Consider the following 14,369-nt stretch of genomic DNA (forward strand, 5'->3'; position numbering starts at 1 on the left):
AAAAGCGGTCCCGGTCAGACGCGGCGACTGACGGGGACCGCTCGGGGCGCGAGATCTGAGACGGGGGGCCTGATCTTACGCACGCGGAAGCCTAGCCGGGCTTTGTAACGCGCCGGTGACATCTCCATGCCATCCACAGGCCGCGCAGGCGCGCTCAGATGATCTTGCGATAGATGACGAAGCCGGGCTTGTCCGCGACCTTGTCATATAGCTGCATCGCGGCGCGATTGGTCTCATGCGTCTGCCAGTAGACGCGCGGCGATCCAACGAGTTTCGCCTGTGCGTAGACGCCGTTGATCAAGGCGCGGCCGACGCCCTTGCCGCGCGCGGCCTCACTCGTGAAGAGATCCTGCAGATAGCACGTTGGCGCGATCGCCGTGGTCGAGCGGTGAAACAGATAGTGCGTCAGCCCGAGCAGCGTGCCGCCGGCGTCGGCGACCAGCGCATGCATCGGCTCGTAGGCGTCGAAGAAGCGCTGCCACGTCATCGCGGTGATCTCGGGCGCGAGCGCGGTCGGTCCTGAACGTTCATAGAAGGCGTTGTAGCCGTCCCATAGCGGAAGCCATTGGGCGTAATCGTCGCGCGTGACGAAGCGGATGGTGACGTCGTCGGACATGAACGAACCTTGGATGATCCCGCGTTGCACGATGTCTGCGCATCGCTCGCGACGGTTCTAGCGTCGCTCTCGCGTGGGATCAATTGCCGACGTGGTCGCGCCTCACTCGGCGGCGCGCAGCAGCCGCGCCAGATGGCGTTCGCGCCCGGCGCGCTGCGCGCGATATTCGTCGGCCTTCGCCGGATCGTCGGTGTGCCGCACGAGGTCGGTCACCGGGGTATAGCTCAGCATGCGGCCGCCGTCGGGCAGCGCCGTGCAGCTGAAGCGCAGCACCTGGCCGTCGGCGAGATTGAGGTTGATCGGCGTGGAATCGCCCGAGCGCATCATCGCGATGCGCTCGGCGATGAACGCGCTCAGCTCGTCTTCCGGCAATTCGTAGGCGCCGGTATCGCGGCCATGATACATCAGCGCGACGAACGGCGGCTTGCTGTCGGCCTGCGCATCGGAGAGCGCGAAATATTCGCGGAAGGCGCGGTTGATGAATTCGGCGCGGGTGTCGGCGTCGAGCAGCACGATGCCGATGTCGACCTGGTCGAGCGCGGCGGCGAGCCGCGCCGAGGTGGCGTGATGCTGCTGGTCCGCGGCGAAGGCGTCGATCCATTTCTGCCGCAGCATTCCGGTGATCAGGGCGGTGCCGGCCGCGGTCGCGGCCAGCATCAGCATCCGCGCGACGTCGGCGGCGTCGTAGCCGGGCAGCGCGCGATGATCGAGAAAGAACAGCGCCGAGGCGGCCACCGCGATCGCGGCGGAGACGAGCCCCGAGGCGATGCCGCTGATCGAGCTGGCGAGCGCCACGATGCAGACGAACAGCGGCGCGGGATTGGGGACGTGGACAAGGAGGCGATCGATCAGGAAGGCGGCGAGCGCCGTGATCGCCGTCAGGGCCGGACCTGAAATTGCACGCCAATCAAACCGCATGCGCGTTCTCGCCATCTGTCAAACGAACGATAAGGCAGTAGTTTGACGACAGCTCCGCAACGGCGCCGGGATTTCCGCCCCGACCGTTAAGCGGGCCTTGCAGGGGCCGAACCAGCTTTCGCTGCTTTCAAATCAAATGATATGCAGATCGGGATGGAACCCGGTTCCGGGCCTGCGGGTTACCGCGTGCCGTGCTTGTAAGAGGACATCGATGCCCGCCATTTCGCCTTCGCTGCTGCCGATCCTGATGCTGTTTGCCTCGAACGTCTTCATGACCTTCGCCTGGTACGGCCATCTCAAGTACAAGGATCATTCGCTCCCCCTTGTCATCATGGTGAGCTGGGGCATCGCCTTCTTCGAGTACTGGCTGGCGGTGCCGGCCAATCGCTGGGGCAGCGAGGTCTACAGTGCGGCGCAGCTCAAGACCATGCAGGAGGTGATCACGCTGGTCGTGTTCGCCGGCTTCTCGGTGTTGTATCTGAAGGAGCCGCTGGGCTGGAATCACGCGCTCGGGTTTGCCTTCATCGCCGCCGGCGCGTTCTTCATCTTCCACAAATGGAGCTAGCGCGCTTGCGCTAGAATCTATTTTGACGCGTTTTCTTCACGCGAACCGGTGTCCACTTCGCTCGAAAACGCTTTAGCGGTGCGGGGCCGGTTTGGCGGCAGGCGTCGTGACGTGCGCCGGGTGCGCGCGGTCCTCGCCCTGCGTACCGGTCACGATCAGGAGTGAAGCCGCAAGCAGGATCGCCGCCGACAGCGTCACAGTCACAAGTCCCACGGGGGTCTTCATCATGTCGCGCCGCTGTCTCTCCCGCGCCTTGCCGCGGATCAGGTGCCAAAAGGAAATCGCTGGGTTACGCCGGGATCGATGTCGCCATGCCGATGTTGCTCGCCAGCACCGTCACGGCGACGACCAGGCACAGCGTCAGTGCGCCAAGCGCGAGCGACGCGGCGATCGCGTTCGTCAGGCGGGATGATGCCACTGGGGCAGGGCGGCCATGGAAGCCTGCCGTGCCGGACCACCGTTTCATGGTCGAAATCCCTCAGGCCGCGAGCGAATCACTCGCGACATCCGAGCGAATCTGCCCAGCGTCACCGGCAACATTGCGGCGGCGAGGCCCCTCGAAAACGGCGAAAATGCGGTCTCGACGAGGGTTTTGCCCGTTATTTGGGCAGTTTCCCCGCTATTCCCGGAATTCAGATCCGTTGTTCAAACGCCTGCCACAAGGCGTGCCTGGGGCTCGGCCCCGGCACCAGGCTGCCAATCCATCGAGACAAATCCGGGGGTCTGCTCGACCCGTTTCAGCCAGGCGCGGATCGACGGGAAGGTCGCCAGGTCGAAGTCGCAGCGGTCGGCGACGTGGGTGTAGCCGTAGAGAGCAATGTCGGCGACCGTGAACTGCTCGGCCGCGAAAAAGGCGTGCCCCTTGAGGTGATTTTCCATCACCTGCAGCGCCGCATAGCCGCGCTCCATCCAGTCCTCCAGCGCGTGCGTCTGCAGGTCGCGCCCGCCCTTGACCAGCGACAGCCAGAAATAGGCGGCGCCGATATTCGGCTCCAGCGCGTGCTGCTCGAAGAACATCCATTGCAGCGCCTCGGCGCGCTCGATCCGCGACTCCGGCGCCAGCGGCGTGCCGATCGCGACATACCAGAGGATGGCGTTGGACTCGGCGAGATGGCGGCCGTCGGCGACCTCGAGCAACGGCACTTGGCCGCTCGGATTCTTGGCCAGGAAGTCCGGGGTGCGGCTCTCGCCGCGCAGGATGTCGATCTCGATCGCCTCGTATGGCGTGTTCAGCACCGCAAGCGCCAGCCGGACCTTGTAGCTGTTGCCGGAGCGCTGCATCGAATAGAGCTTGTACATTGCGTCGTGGTTCACTCGGTGCGTCAGGTTCACTTGGTCTGAGACGGTACGCTTGGAAGTTGCGCGGCCTGTCACACCGCAACGCCGCTAAACAATGATGCCGACAGGGGTGCGTCGCAAGCCCTGGAACGTGGAAAAAGTCGAAACGTCTACCGCACTGCACGCGTGCAGAACGATTCCATCAACACGGCAGAACAACTCGGATCACGGCCGCGCGAAGCTGTGCACGGTGTCGGTCAGTGCCATCGAAGTCGAGGTCGATACCGTGGCCGGCCCGCGGCAATTTACAAACGTTAACGCGCCATCCCGATCGGGCGATATGCCCACCGGTGGCTATAACGGACCGCCCGCCGTCGGCACCATCAGGCATGGGCCGCGCGGCAATTGTACTCGGAGCAATTCGCGCTGGCGCACGCGACCGCAGGCCTCGCCGGCAAGGCTGGAGCGGCCACAGCGGTGCTTGCCGGATATGAGTCATTTGGGGCCGGAACTTGCGGAAAATTGCGCATGTTGCGAGCCATGCCGGAAAGTTTTCGTGCTTTGTCGCCAAGCTTCTTGCGATGCAGCGGCGACAGGCCTAGGGTGCCGCGATCCCATTCAAATCAAGTCGTGGCCCAACGGCTCACGACGTTTGCCAGGAGATGATAATGGCCTTCCTGTCCGCTGCGCTCGACCGTGTGAAGCCGTCCGCGACGATCGCGGTCACGGACAAAGCACGCGCGCTGAAAGCCGCGGGCCGCAACGTCATCGGCCTCGGCGCCGGCGAGCCTGACTTCGACACGCCCGCCAACATCAAGCTGGCTGCGATCCACGCGATCGAGGCCGGCAAGACCAAGTACACCGATGTCGGCGGCATTCCGGAGCTCAAGGAAGCCATCATCAACAAGTTCTCGCGCGAGAACGGCCTGACCTACAAGCCGAACCAGATCATCGTCGGCACCGGCGGCAAGCAGGTGCTCTATAATGCGCTGATGGCGACTATCAATCCCGGCGACGAGGTGATCATCCCGGCGCCGTACTGGGTCAGCTATCCCGAGATGGTCGCGCTCGCCGGCGGCGAGTCGGTGCCGGTGGTTTGCCCGGCCTCGACCGGCTTCAAGCTGCGCCCGGAAGATCTCGAGAAGGCGATCACGCCGAAGACCAAGTGGGTGATCCTGTGCTCGCCGTCGAACCCGACCGGCTCGGCCTATACCAGGAGCGAGCTCAAGGCGATCACCGACGTGCTGGTCAAGCATCCGCATGTCTGGGTGATGACCGACGACATGTACGAGCATCTCGTCTATGACGACTTCGTCTTCACCACCGCGGCGCAGGTCGAGCCGAGCCTCTACGAGCGCACGCTGACCGTGAACGGCGTGTCGAAGGCCTACTGCATGACCGGCTGGCGCATCGGCTATGCTGGTGGCCCGGCGCAGCTGATCAAGGCGATGGCGACGATCCAGTCGCAGTCGACCTCGAACCCGTCGTCGATCGCGCAGTGGGCCTCGGTCGAGGCGCTCAACGGTCCGCAGGACTTCATCGCCGCGAACAACAAGGTGTTCAAGGAACGCCGCGACCTCGTGGTGTCGATGCTCAACCAGGCGAACGGCATCGAATGCCCGCGGCCGGAAGGCGCGTTCTACGTCTATCCGTCCTGCGCCGGCACGATCGGCAAGAAGGCGCCGTCGGGCAAGGTGATCGACAACGACGAAGCGTTCGTCACCGAGCTGCTCGAGAGCGAAGGCGTCGCGGTCGTGCAGGGGTCGGCGTTCGGTCTCGGACCGGCGTTCCGCATCTCCTACGCGACCAAGACCTCGGATCTCGAGGATGCCTGCAAGCGCATCCAGCGCTTCTGCGGTAATCTGCGGTAATTCGTTCTGAACTAAGAAACCAAAAACGCTCCCGCACTTGGTGCGGGAGCGTTTCCTTTTATGCGCTGAGATCGCGCGGCGGTAAAATTGGTGAGTCAAATCACATCGCGCTCATCTCACGCGTGTGTGTATGAACATCGATGCCACACGCTGGAAGTTTTTACGGCCTCTTTGCGAACTGCCTTGTTTTGGACACGACCCTTGCATTCTGTCCGCCGCACAAATTCAGTTCAGTTCACCTTGCGGAGACAGATAATGCGACTTTCGACTCTCACCCTTGCAGCGCTTGCGTTGCTGGCGCCGTTCGCCACCGCCAACGCGGCACCCCAGCAGGTTCAGGCCGGGGTTCTGCAATGCCAGGGCGGCGAGAACGTCGGCTTCGTCGTCGGCTCTGTTGCCCGCCTCGAGTGCGTGTTCCAGAGCGGCGGCCGCCGTCCCGAGCCTTATGTTGCGACCGTGAAGCGGATCGGCGTCGACCTCGGCGTCACCGCGACGACCCAGCTCGCTTGGGCCGTGAGCGCGCCGACCACGGTGGTTCCGCGCGGTGCGCTCGCCGGCAGCTACGGCGGCGTCGGCGTCAACGCTTCGGTCGGCCTCGGTGCCGGCGGTAACTTCCTGTTCGGCGGCCCGAACAACGCCTACGCGCTGCAGCCGATTAGCGTTCAGGGCCAGACCGGCCTCAACGTTGCGGCCGGCATCGCCGGGATCGATCTCGAGCCGGTCCGCACCGCGGGTCCGCGCCGTCATCATCGTCACCACCGTCATCATCACCACCACTAAGCTGGTCGGTGTTCGATCAAAGAGGCCCGCGAAAGCGGGCCTCTTTTTTTGCGGCCCGTCGCTTGTTGTCTGTTGCGTGACAGCTTCTGCCGCGCGCGCGGCATAGCAATGCCGCCACATCCTGCAACAATTGGTGGCCGAGCACCGCAAATTCTGGCTGCACATTCGATGTTATGGCATAGGATGCGCAGGGCGCCGCAGACACGGCGCCGTTCTGTTCTCTGCTCGCGTCATGCCCCTCAGCCGGAGACTCCCCATCATGCGTCGCTTCACTCTCCTTGCCGGTGCCGCCATCGCCACGCTGTCCGCAATCGTTGGCGTCAACGCCCAACAGCCGAGAGCCAGCGCGTTCAGGTCGGCGTCCTGGAATGCCGCGGCGGCGCGAGTGTCGGCTTCATCGTCGGCTCCGTGACCCATCTCGGTTGCGTGCTGCGCGCCAACGGCCTGCCTGAGGATCGCTACATCGCGACGATCCAGAAGGTCGGCATCGATCTCGGCATCACCCAGGAATCGGCGCTGGCCTGGGGCGTCTACGCACCGGTGGAGCGGCTCGGGCCGGGTGCGCTCTCGGGCAATTACGCCGGCGCGCAGGGCAGCGCGACGCTCGGCGTCGGCGTCGGCGGCAACGTGCTGGTCGGCGGCTCCGACAACACGATCGCCCTGCAGCCGCTCAGCGTGCAGGGCCAGGTCGGCGTCAACATCGCCGCCGGCCTTGAGAGCCTGGAGCTGCGTCCGGGCCGTTAAAGCGCGCGTGCACCGGTCCGCAATCCGCCGAAGAAGCCGCGGGCTTCTTCGGCAACGATCCCGGGCGCCTCGGCGTGAACATAATGCCCGGTGTCGACGAACCTGATCGAAGGTTCGCGCCAGTAGTCCCCCAGCCTGTCCGACCATTCCGGCGCGATCAGCGGATCACGGCGGCCCCAGAGAAAGCGCGAGGGGATTTCGATGCGCGGCTGCGCCCGCAGTCTGCCTTCCAGCCAGAGCCGGCGATTGGGCGCCGACGAGAGATACCAGTCGAAGCCGCCCTGGATGTTGCCCGGCTTCATGAAGTTATCGACATAGGCCTCTAACAGGTCGCCGAACACGGCGGGATCGTCGCCCGACCAATGGTCGAGGAAATGGCGGAAGTAGAGCCGGCAGGACTCGCGCGAGCTTCCGACCAGTTGCGCAGCCCATGGCAGCTGCTGGAAGTATTGATACCAGACCTCGATCAGGTGGCCGGGCTGGCCGTAGCGCTGGCCGAGGCCCGGATACGGCGTGCAGAGATAGAGCGTCCCTCGCAGCCGCCGCGGCTGACGATGCGACATCGCCTGCATGACATAGGCGCCGAGATCGCCGCCGATCACGCCGAAGCTGATATGACCGAGCGCGTCCATGAGCGCGAACATATCCAGCGCATGCCGATCCGCAGTGGCGGACGAGTCAGGTCCCGGCGCTGGCTTGCCGGTGTCGCCGCAGCCGCGCAGGTCCGGCGCGATCAGCTCAAAACTGTCGCCGAGCCGCAGCATCAGCGGACGCCACACCAGCCAGAATTCCGGCCAGCCGTGAAGCAGCAGCAGCGGCGGGCCTTTGCCGAAGCGCGCGACGTTGACGGACAGGCCGCCGATCTCGATCTTCTGCTGCGTGATGCCGGCCGCGGCTGCATCCGCGAAGGCTTTTTCCAGTGCCGTCATGGCGACCTCCTGTGGTTTGCCGCAGGCTGTCCGCGTTCGCGCGTCCGGTCCAATACTCGTTCGATACGCTAGCAGAGCTATTGCGTATGGCTGCAAGCCCCGGCCGGCGTGCTATATCGCCGGCATGGAATTGCGACACCTCAGATATTTCGTGGCGCTCGGCGAGGAATTGAATTTCACGCGTGCGGCCGAGCGGCTGCACATCGCGCAGCCGCCGCTCAGCCAGCAGATCCGTCAGCTCGAGGACGAGCTCGGCGTCACGCTGCTGCAGCGGAATAGCCGTCCGATCAGGCTTACCGAGGCCGGCGAGCTGCTTCTGGCGCGCGCACGCGTGCTGCTCGCAAATTTCGAGAGCGCAGTTGCCGACACGCGGCGTGTCGGCCGCGGCCAGGCCGGCAAGCTCGCAATCGGATTCGTCGGCTCCGCGATGTTTGCCGGCCTGCCCGATATCGTCGGCGCCTATCGCGATGCCTGTCCCGATGTCGAGCTCGTGCTCGACGAGATGCTGGCGGCGGAGATTGCCGAGGCATTGCGGCGGCGCCGGATCGATCTCGGCTTCGCACGCCCGGCGCTGTTGCCCGAAGTGGGTCTCGCGCAGCGCCTGATCCTCGATGAGCCCTATGTCGCGGCGCTGCCGCGCGCGCATCCCCTCGCGGCGCGCGGCGACATTGCGCTCGCCGAACTGTCCGACGATGCCTTCGTGCTGTATCCGGCGCAGCCGGAGCCTTCGGTCACCGGCCTGATCGTCGCGGCATGCCAGGCCGCCGGCTTCACGCCGCGGCTCGCGCAGGAAGTTCTGCATCTGCAAACCGCGATCGGCCTGGTCGCCGCCGGTGTCGGCGTGTCGCTCGTGCCTGAAGCCGCGGCGCGCGCGCAGACCGGTCGCGGCGTGGCGTACGTTTCGTTTGCCGCGCCTGTTGTGACGGCTCCGCTCACGATTGCGTGGCGCGAGGAAGATGTGTCGCCTGCCGTGCAGCGCCTGCTCGACATCGTGCAGCGCTGGCGCGAGATCACGCCGTTAAGGAACTGACGCTTCGGACGCTTTCGTTCGGCGAACCACGGCGCGCAACTCCGCCATCGCAAACTCCCGCGACGCCGCACCGCAGCGACGTTTTCCCGCTTGCCAAATGTCAAACGCAGGCAGAGCATAAACGGTCGCCGACCCAATCATGGGCCGAGCTCCAACACGAGGAGGCGGCAATGGGACAAGACGTCAGAAGTCCCCGAGGTCCACGGTGCATCGCATTGGTGGGCCCTTTCCAAAGCGGTAAAACCACACTTCTGGAAGCGATCCTGGCGCGCACAGGCGCCATCAAGTCAGCCGGCAGCGTCGATGCCGGAACCTCCGTCGGCGATGCCAGCCCCGAGGCACGTCAACACAAGATGGGCGTAGGCCTGACCGCCGCGACCACCACCTTTATGGGGGACAGCTACACCTTTATCGATTGCCCCGGCTCGATCGAGTTCGCGCACGACATGCGTGCCGCGTTGCCGGCGGTCGATGCCGCGGTCGTGGTCTGCGAGGCTGACGAGAAGAAGCTGCCGCAGTTGCAGATCATCCTGCGCGAGCTCGAGGAGCTCGGGATTCCCCGTTTCCTGTTCCTGAACAAGATCGACCGCGCCAACAAGCGCGTCCGCGAGACGCTTGCGACGCTGCAGCCGGCGTCGCGCGTACCGCTGGTGCTGCGCCAGATCCCGATCTGGAATGGCGATCTGATCGAAGGCTTCGTCGATCTCGCGCTGGAGCGCGCCTTCGTCTATCGCGAGCACAAGCCGTCGGAGGTGATGGCGCTCGAGGGCGGCAATCTCGATCGCGAGAAGGAAGCGCGCTTCTCGATGCTGGAGAAGCTCGCCGATCACGACGATGCGCTGATGGAGCAGTTGCTGGAGGATATCCAGCCGCCGCGCGATGCGGTGTTCGACGATCTCGCGCGCGAACTGCGCGATGGGCTGATCTGTCCGGTGCTGCTGGGTGCGGCGAGCCGCGAGAACGGCGTGCTCCGCCTTTTGAAGGCGCTGCGCCACGAGGCGCCCGGCGTCACTGAGACTGCCGCGCGGCTCGGCATCAAGGACCAGAAGGATGCGCTGGCCTATGTGTTCAAGACCGTGCATCTGCAGCACGGCGGCAAGCTGTCGCTGGCGCGCATGCTCGCAGGCCGGCTCGACGACGGCGCGACGCTGCAATCCTCAACCGGCGAGAGCGGACGCGTCTCCGGCATCCTCGCGGTCTCGGGCACGCATGACAGCAAGCGGCCGCAGGCGGAGGCCGGCGACGCGGTCGCGCTCGGCAAGCTCGATGCGATCAAGACCGGCGATACGGTGTCGAGCGGCAAGACGGCTCCGGCCTCGCTGGTCAAGGTCGAGCCCGTCGCGGCGGTGCTGTCGATCTCGATCGCCGCGACCGACCGCAAGGACGACGTCAAGCTCGGCCAGGCGCTACTGCGGCTGAACGAGGAGGATCCGTCGCTGACGATGATCCAGAACCCGCGCACCCACGACACCGTGCTGTGGGGGCAGGGCGAGATGCATCTGCGCGTCGCGCAGGAGCGGCTGAAGGACCGCTACGGCGTCAACGTCAAATCGCATCCGCCGGCGATCGGCTATCAGGAGACCATCCGCAAGGCGGTCACCCAGCGCGGACGGCACAAGAAGCAGTCCGGCGGCCACGGTCAGTTCGGCGACGTCGTGCTCGACATCAAGCCGAAGCCGCGCGGATCTGGCTTCGAATTCCACGAGAAGGTGGTCGGCGGCGCAGTGCCGCGCAACTATATCGGCGCGGTGGAGGAGGGCGTGGTCGACGCACTGGTCCGAGGGCCACTCGGCTTTCCCGTGATCGATGTCGACGTCACGCTGACCGACGGCTCCTATCACAGCGTCGACTCCTCCGACCTGGCGTTCCGTACCGCGGCGCGGGCCGGCGTCAGCGAGGCGCTGCCGCAGTGCCAGCCGGTGCTGCTGGAGCCGATCCATATGGTGGAGATCGTCTGCCCGACCGAGGCGACCGCCAAGGTCAACGCGATCCTGTCGGCGCGGCGCGGCCAGATCCTCGGCTTCGACACCCGCGAGGGCTGGAGCGGCTGGGACTGCGTCCGCGCCACGATGCCGGAATCCGAGATCGGCGACCTCATCGTCGAGCTGCGCTCCGCCACCGCCGGCGCTGGCACCTTCACCCGCCAGTTCGATCGCATGGCCGAAGTGACCGGCCGCGCCGCCGACCAGATCATCGCCGCGCATCGCGACGCGGCGTGAAACTGCTGCAACGATCACGCCGCGCGTAGGCGTGATCGTTGGCAGGATGGCCTGAGGCCGCTAGCCTGCGTCCCTGATGGGGGCGCAACGACATCATGCTTGAATCCCGCCGCAACCTGGCGCTGGCCTGTGCGCTCAGCGCGCTGGCCGGCTATGTCGATGGCATCGGCTATCTGCATCTCGGCGGGCTGTTCGTCTCCTTCATGAGCGGCAACTCGACGCGTCTCGGCGTGACCTTGGCTGAGGGGCACTGGCAGCATGCCCTGGAAGCGCTGGAGCTGATCGTGCTGTTCGTCGCCGGTGCTGCGGCCGGCAGCCTGGTCGTGCTCAGCCGCATCGCGCATCGCCAGCCGCTGATCCTGCTGGTCGAGGCACTGCTGCTGACATCGGCGGCCTTGGCCTATGGGTATGGCCTGCCGAATGCGGCGGTCGCCGCCATCGTGCTGGCGATGGGGCTCGAGAACGCCGTGTTCCAGCTCGAAGGCGGGGCCGGGCTTGGGCTGACCTATGTCACGGGCGCGCTGGTCAAGGCGGGGCAGCTGATCGCCGCCGCGCTGACCGGTGGTGCGCCCTGGGCCTGGCTGCCCAACGTATTGCTGTGGGCGGCGCTGGTTGCGGGCGCGCTCGGCGGCGCATTGGCCTACCGCTGGATCAATCTCGGTGCGATCTGGTTTGCCGCGGCCACCGCGTTCGCCCTTAGCGCGCTGGTTGCCGCAACCGCGAAGCGGACGGATTGACAGCGCGCCTGCCTTGGCCAATGTCACGGCCATGACATCCCAAGGCGACACTCACGGTAACACCCAAGGCAGCGCTCAAGGCAAAACCCGCGCCGCGTGCCTGATCGGCTGGCCGGCGGCGCATTCCCGCTCGCCACTGATCCATCATTACTGGCTGCGCACGCTCGGCATCGAGGGTGGTTACGTGATCGAGGCGGTGCCGCCGGAGGATTTCAAGGATTTCCTGTTCCGCCTGTCGCTGCGCGGCTTCGTCGGGGCCAACGTCACCATTCCGCACAAGGAGCACGCGCTGGCGCTGTCGACGCCGGATGCGCGCGCCCGCGCCGTCGGCGCCGCCAACACCTTGTGGTTTGCCGATGGCGAGTTGCGTTCGACCAACACCGATGTCGAAGGCTTCATCAACAATCTCGACGCCTGCGCACCCGGCTGGGACAAGACCGAAGATGCGCTGGTGTTAGGGGCCGGCGGCGCGGCGCGCGCGGTGGTGTTCGGCCTGATCGAGCGCGGGATTGCGCGCGTGCATGTGGTCAACCGCACCATCGACCGAGCCCGTGCGCTGGCCGACCAGTTCGGCGCACGCGTTCATCCCGCGACGTGGGGCACGGTCGGCGAGCTGCTGCCGCGCGCAGGGCTGCTGGTGAACGCCACGTCGCTCGGCCAGCATGGCCAGCCCGCGCTCGAGGTCGATGTGCGGTTGCTGCCGCAAAATGCGGTTGTTTCCGATATTGTCTATGTGCCGCTGGTGACGCCGCTGCTCGCCGCAGCCGAGGCGCGTGGCCTGAAGACCGCCGACGGGCTCGGCATGCTGCTGCACCAGGCGGTGCGCGGTTTCGAGCTGTGGTTCGGCCAGCGCCCGCAGGTCACGGCGGAATTGCGTGCGCTTGTCGAGGCCGATCTCACAAAGACTTGAGGCCTGGAATAGCGTCTCCGGAACGGGGTCTCGTGTTAGTCCCCCGCGTTCCCTCCCGGAGATCCCCATGACTGCCAGCCGTTCCCATTTCATTCGTCCGTTCATTGCGCTTGCGATGGTGACGGCATCCACGCTCTACGCGCTTGCGCAGCAGCCGCCGACGCCGACGCGCGTGCGTGGAACCGTCGAGAGCGTCGATGGCGATACGCTCGCGGTGAAGTCGCGCAGCGGCCAGGACGTCAAGCTGCACATGGCGGGCAATATGGTGGTGCTCGGCCTCACCAAGATCGGCCTGGCCGACATCAAGGTCGGTTCCTTCATCGGTACGACCACGGTGCCGGGGCCCGACGGCGCGCCGAAAGCGGTCGAGGTGCATGTCTTCCCCGAAAACATGCGCGGCACCGGCGAAGGTTCTCGGCCGTATGATCTGAAGCCGAACAGCAGCATGACCAACGCCACCGTCGCGGAATCCGTCGTCGGCAATGACGGTCATACATTGCTGGTCAAGTACAAGGACGGCGAGAAGAAGGTGCAGGTCACGCCCGACACGCCTGTCGTGACCTATGTTCCCGGCGACAAGGCGGACCTCAAGACCGGCGCCAAGGTCATCGCCTTCATGAAGAAGCTGCCCGACGGCTCGTTTGAGACCGACCGTGTCAGCGTCGGCCGCGACGGGCTCACGCCGCCGATGTGAGGCGAACGGCGGCCTCTCAACGTATCGTCCCGGCCTAGTGCGCAATTGCGCACGGGAGCCGGGACCCATAACCACCGTTCATAATTGTTGAGAAGAGCCGGGGCCACAGCGTGCCGAATCTCGCAGGGTCGTGGTTATGGGTCCCGGCTCGCGCTTCGCTTGCCCGGGACGACGAAGACTATTCGGGCCACGGGCCGTGGAGCGCTCAAGCATATCACCTGTCCGTTACCGCAGTAACGGCATCCTCATCCGGCCCGTAGTTGTCGTGCGCGCCACTTTCCCGCGAAGGGGAGGTAGCCGCACGGAATACCTGCAACTCCCCGGTGTTCCCTGATTCGCCAGCCAAACCCATGAGGAACACCATGCCGAAATCGACGCTGTTCGCCGCATTGCTTATCGTTGCCTTCACTTCGGCCGCATCCGCCCAGCAGCCGCCGATGGTCCGCATCCGCGGCACCATCGAGGCCGTCGACGGCGCGATGCTGTCGATCAAGTCGCGCGACGGCGCCGACATGAAGGTGCGCACCACCGACAACGTCGCGGTGTTCGGCGTCGCCAAGACCGATCTGTCTGAGATCAAGGCCGGTTCCTATATCGGCGTCACCGCGATGCCCGAGCCGGACGGAACCCAGAAGGCGATCGCGGTTCACATCTTCCCGGAAAACCAGCGCGGCGCCGCCGAAGGATTCCGACCCTGGGACCTGCGCGCCAACTCGACCATGACCAACGCCACCGTCGCCGAGACCGTGAAGGGCACCGACGGCCAGAACATCCTGGTGAAGTACAAGGACGGTGAGAAGAAGGTGGTGGTGCCGCCGGACACCCCGGTCGTCACCTTCGTCTCCGGCGACAAGTCGGAGCTGAAGCCGGGCGCCAAGATCATCATCTTCGGCGCGGTGAAGAAGGACGACGGCACGCTGGAAGCCAACCGCGTCAATGTCGGCCGCGACGGCATCGCGCCGCCGATGTGACGCGAAGCGTCATCCCGGGGCGACGCGAAGCATCGAACCTCAGATGCGCAATTGCGCATCGGGGGATCTCGAGATTCCGGGTCTGGTCCTTCGGACCATCCCGGAAT

General features: G+C 65.5%; 15 protein-coding genes and 1 pseudogene. 10 read left to right on the forward strand and 6 right to left on the reverse strand.

Features of this window, described 5'->3' with window-relative positions; genetic code table 11:
- Nucleotides 1-154: 154 nt before the first annotated feature.
- Entirely contained in the window at nt 155-616 is a 462-nt protein-coding gene (locus ACVIGA_RS29390; protein WP_456668761.1) for an N-acetyltransferase family protein, read from the reverse strand.
- A 102-nt stretch (nt 617-718) separates the two neighbouring features.
- Entirely contained in the window at nt 719-1,534 is an 816-nt protein-coding gene (locus ACVIGA_RS29395) for a PAS domain-containing protein (protein ID WP_342713191.1), read from the reverse strand.
- Nucleotides 1,535-1,745: 211 nt separating this feature from the next.
- Here ACVIGA_RS29395 and ACVIGA_RS29400 point away from each other — a divergent pair, with 211 nt between their 5' ends.
- Entirely contained in the window at nt 1,746-2,099 is a 354-nt protein-coding gene (locus tag ACVIGA_RS29400; protein WP_456668762.1) for a DMT family protein, read from the forward strand.
- A 72-nt stretch (nt 2,100-2,171) separates the two neighbouring features.
- Here the strand turns inward: ACVIGA_RS29400 and ACVIGA_RS29405 are convergent, their stop codons facing one another.
- The 3 genes from ACVIGA_RS29405 to ACVIGA_RS29415 form a co-directional block, all read right to left on the reverse strand.
- Nucleotides 2,172-2,327 carry a hypothetical protein gene (locus ACVIGA_RS29405; protein WP_176533486.1) on the reverse strand — a complete coding sequence of 52 codons (156 nt, stop codon included), beginning with the start codon at nt 2,325-2,327 and terminating at the stop codon, nt 2,172-2,174.
- Between the two features lie 61 nt (nt 2,328-2,388).
- On the reverse strand, nt 2,389-2,565 hold the full coding sequence (locus ACVIGA_RS29410; protein WP_223969740.1) for a hypothetical protein: 177 nt from the start codon (nt 2,563-2,565) through the stop codon (nt 2,389-2,391).
- 179 nt (nt 2,566-2,744) lie between these two features.
- On the reverse strand, nt 2,745-3,398 hold the full coding sequence (locus ACVIGA_RS29415) for a glutathione S-transferase family protein (protein WP_223969739.1): 654 nt from the start codon (nt 3,396-3,398) through the stop codon (nt 2,745-2,747).
- Between the two features lie 647 nt (nt 3,399-4,045).
- On the opposite strand from ACVIGA_RS29415, the gene ACVIGA_RS29420 reads away from it, so the two are divergent.
- From ACVIGA_RS29420 to ACVIGA_RS29430, 3 genes and pseudogenes are all read left to right on the forward strand, one after another.
- On the forward strand, nt 4,046-5,248 hold the full coding sequence (locus ACVIGA_RS29420; RefSeq protein ID WP_456668763.1) for a pyridoxal phosphate-dependent aminotransferase: 1,203 nt from the start codon (nt 4,046-4,048) through the stop codon (nt 5,246-5,248).
- A 255-nt stretch (nt 5,249-5,503) separates the two neighbouring features.
- Complete coding sequence (locus ACVIGA_RS29425; RefSeq protein ID WP_223969737.1) at nt 5,504-6,028, forward strand: DUF992 domain-containing protein; 525 nt, start codon at nt 5,504-5,506, stop codon at nt 6,026-6,028.
- A gap of 259 nt (nt 6,029-6,287) precedes the next feature.
- Nucleotides 6,288-6,772, forward strand: a pseudogene (locus tag ACVIGA_RS29430) (DUF992 domain-containing protein).
- On the opposite strand, the gene ACVIGA_RS29435 reads toward ACVIGA_RS29430, so the two are convergent.
- The gene (locus tag ACVIGA_RS29435; protein WP_456668764.1) at nt 6,769-7,701 is read right to left on the reverse strand and encodes an alpha/beta fold hydrolase; all 933 of its coding nucleotides are present in this window, start codon (nt 7,699-7,701) and stop codon (nt 6,769-6,771) included. The pseudogene ACVIGA_RS29430 and the gene ACVIGA_RS29435 overlap by 4 nt on opposite strands.
- Before the next feature lie 124 nt (nt 7,702-7,825).
- Between ACVIGA_RS29435 and ACVIGA_RS29440 the strand changes: the two genes are divergently transcribed.
- The 6 genes from ACVIGA_RS29440 (at nt 7,826) to ACVIGA_RS29465 (ending at nt 14,262) form a co-directional block, all read left to right on the forward strand.
- Nucleotides 7,826-8,731, forward strand: a complete 906-nt coding sequence (locus ACVIGA_RS29440; RefSeq protein ID WP_456668765.1) for a LysR substrate-binding domain-containing protein — start codon at nt 7,826-7,828, stop codon at nt 8,729-8,731.
- Between the two features lie 170 nt (nt 8,732-8,901).
- The gene (locus ACVIGA_RS29445; protein ID WP_456668766.1) at nt 8,902-10,950 is read left to right on the forward strand and encodes an elongation factor G; all 2,049 of its coding nucleotides are present in this window, start codon (nt 8,902-8,904) and stop codon (nt 10,948-10,950) included.
- 95 nt (nt 10,951-11,045) lie between these two features.
- Entirely contained in the window at nt 11,046-11,687 is a 642-nt protein-coding gene (locus tag ACVIGA_RS29450) for a YoaK family protein (protein WP_223969731.1), read from the forward strand.
- A gap of 31 nt (nt 11,688-11,718) precedes the next feature.
- On the forward strand, nt 11,719-12,597 hold the full coding sequence (locus tag ACVIGA_RS29455; protein ID WP_456668767.1) for a shikimate dehydrogenase: 879 nt from the start codon (nt 11,719-11,721) through the stop codon (nt 12,595-12,597).
- 115 nt (nt 12,598-12,712) lie between these two features.
- On the forward strand, nt 12,713-13,291 hold the full coding sequence (locus ACVIGA_RS29460) for a hypothetical protein (protein WP_456670910.1): 579 nt from the start codon (nt 12,713-12,715) through the stop codon (nt 13,289-13,291).
- Between the two features lie 362 nt (nt 13,292-13,653).
- Nucleotides 13,654-14,262 (forward strand): hypothetical protein, encoded by a 609-nt coding sequence (locus ACVIGA_RS29465; protein WP_456668768.1) that lies wholly within the window; start codon nt 13,654-13,656, stop codon nt 14,260-14,262.
- The last annotated feature ends 107 nt before the right edge of the window (nt 14,263-14,369 follow it).

The sequence above is a fragment of the Bradyrhizobium sp. USDA 3240 genome (assembly GCF_054063295.1).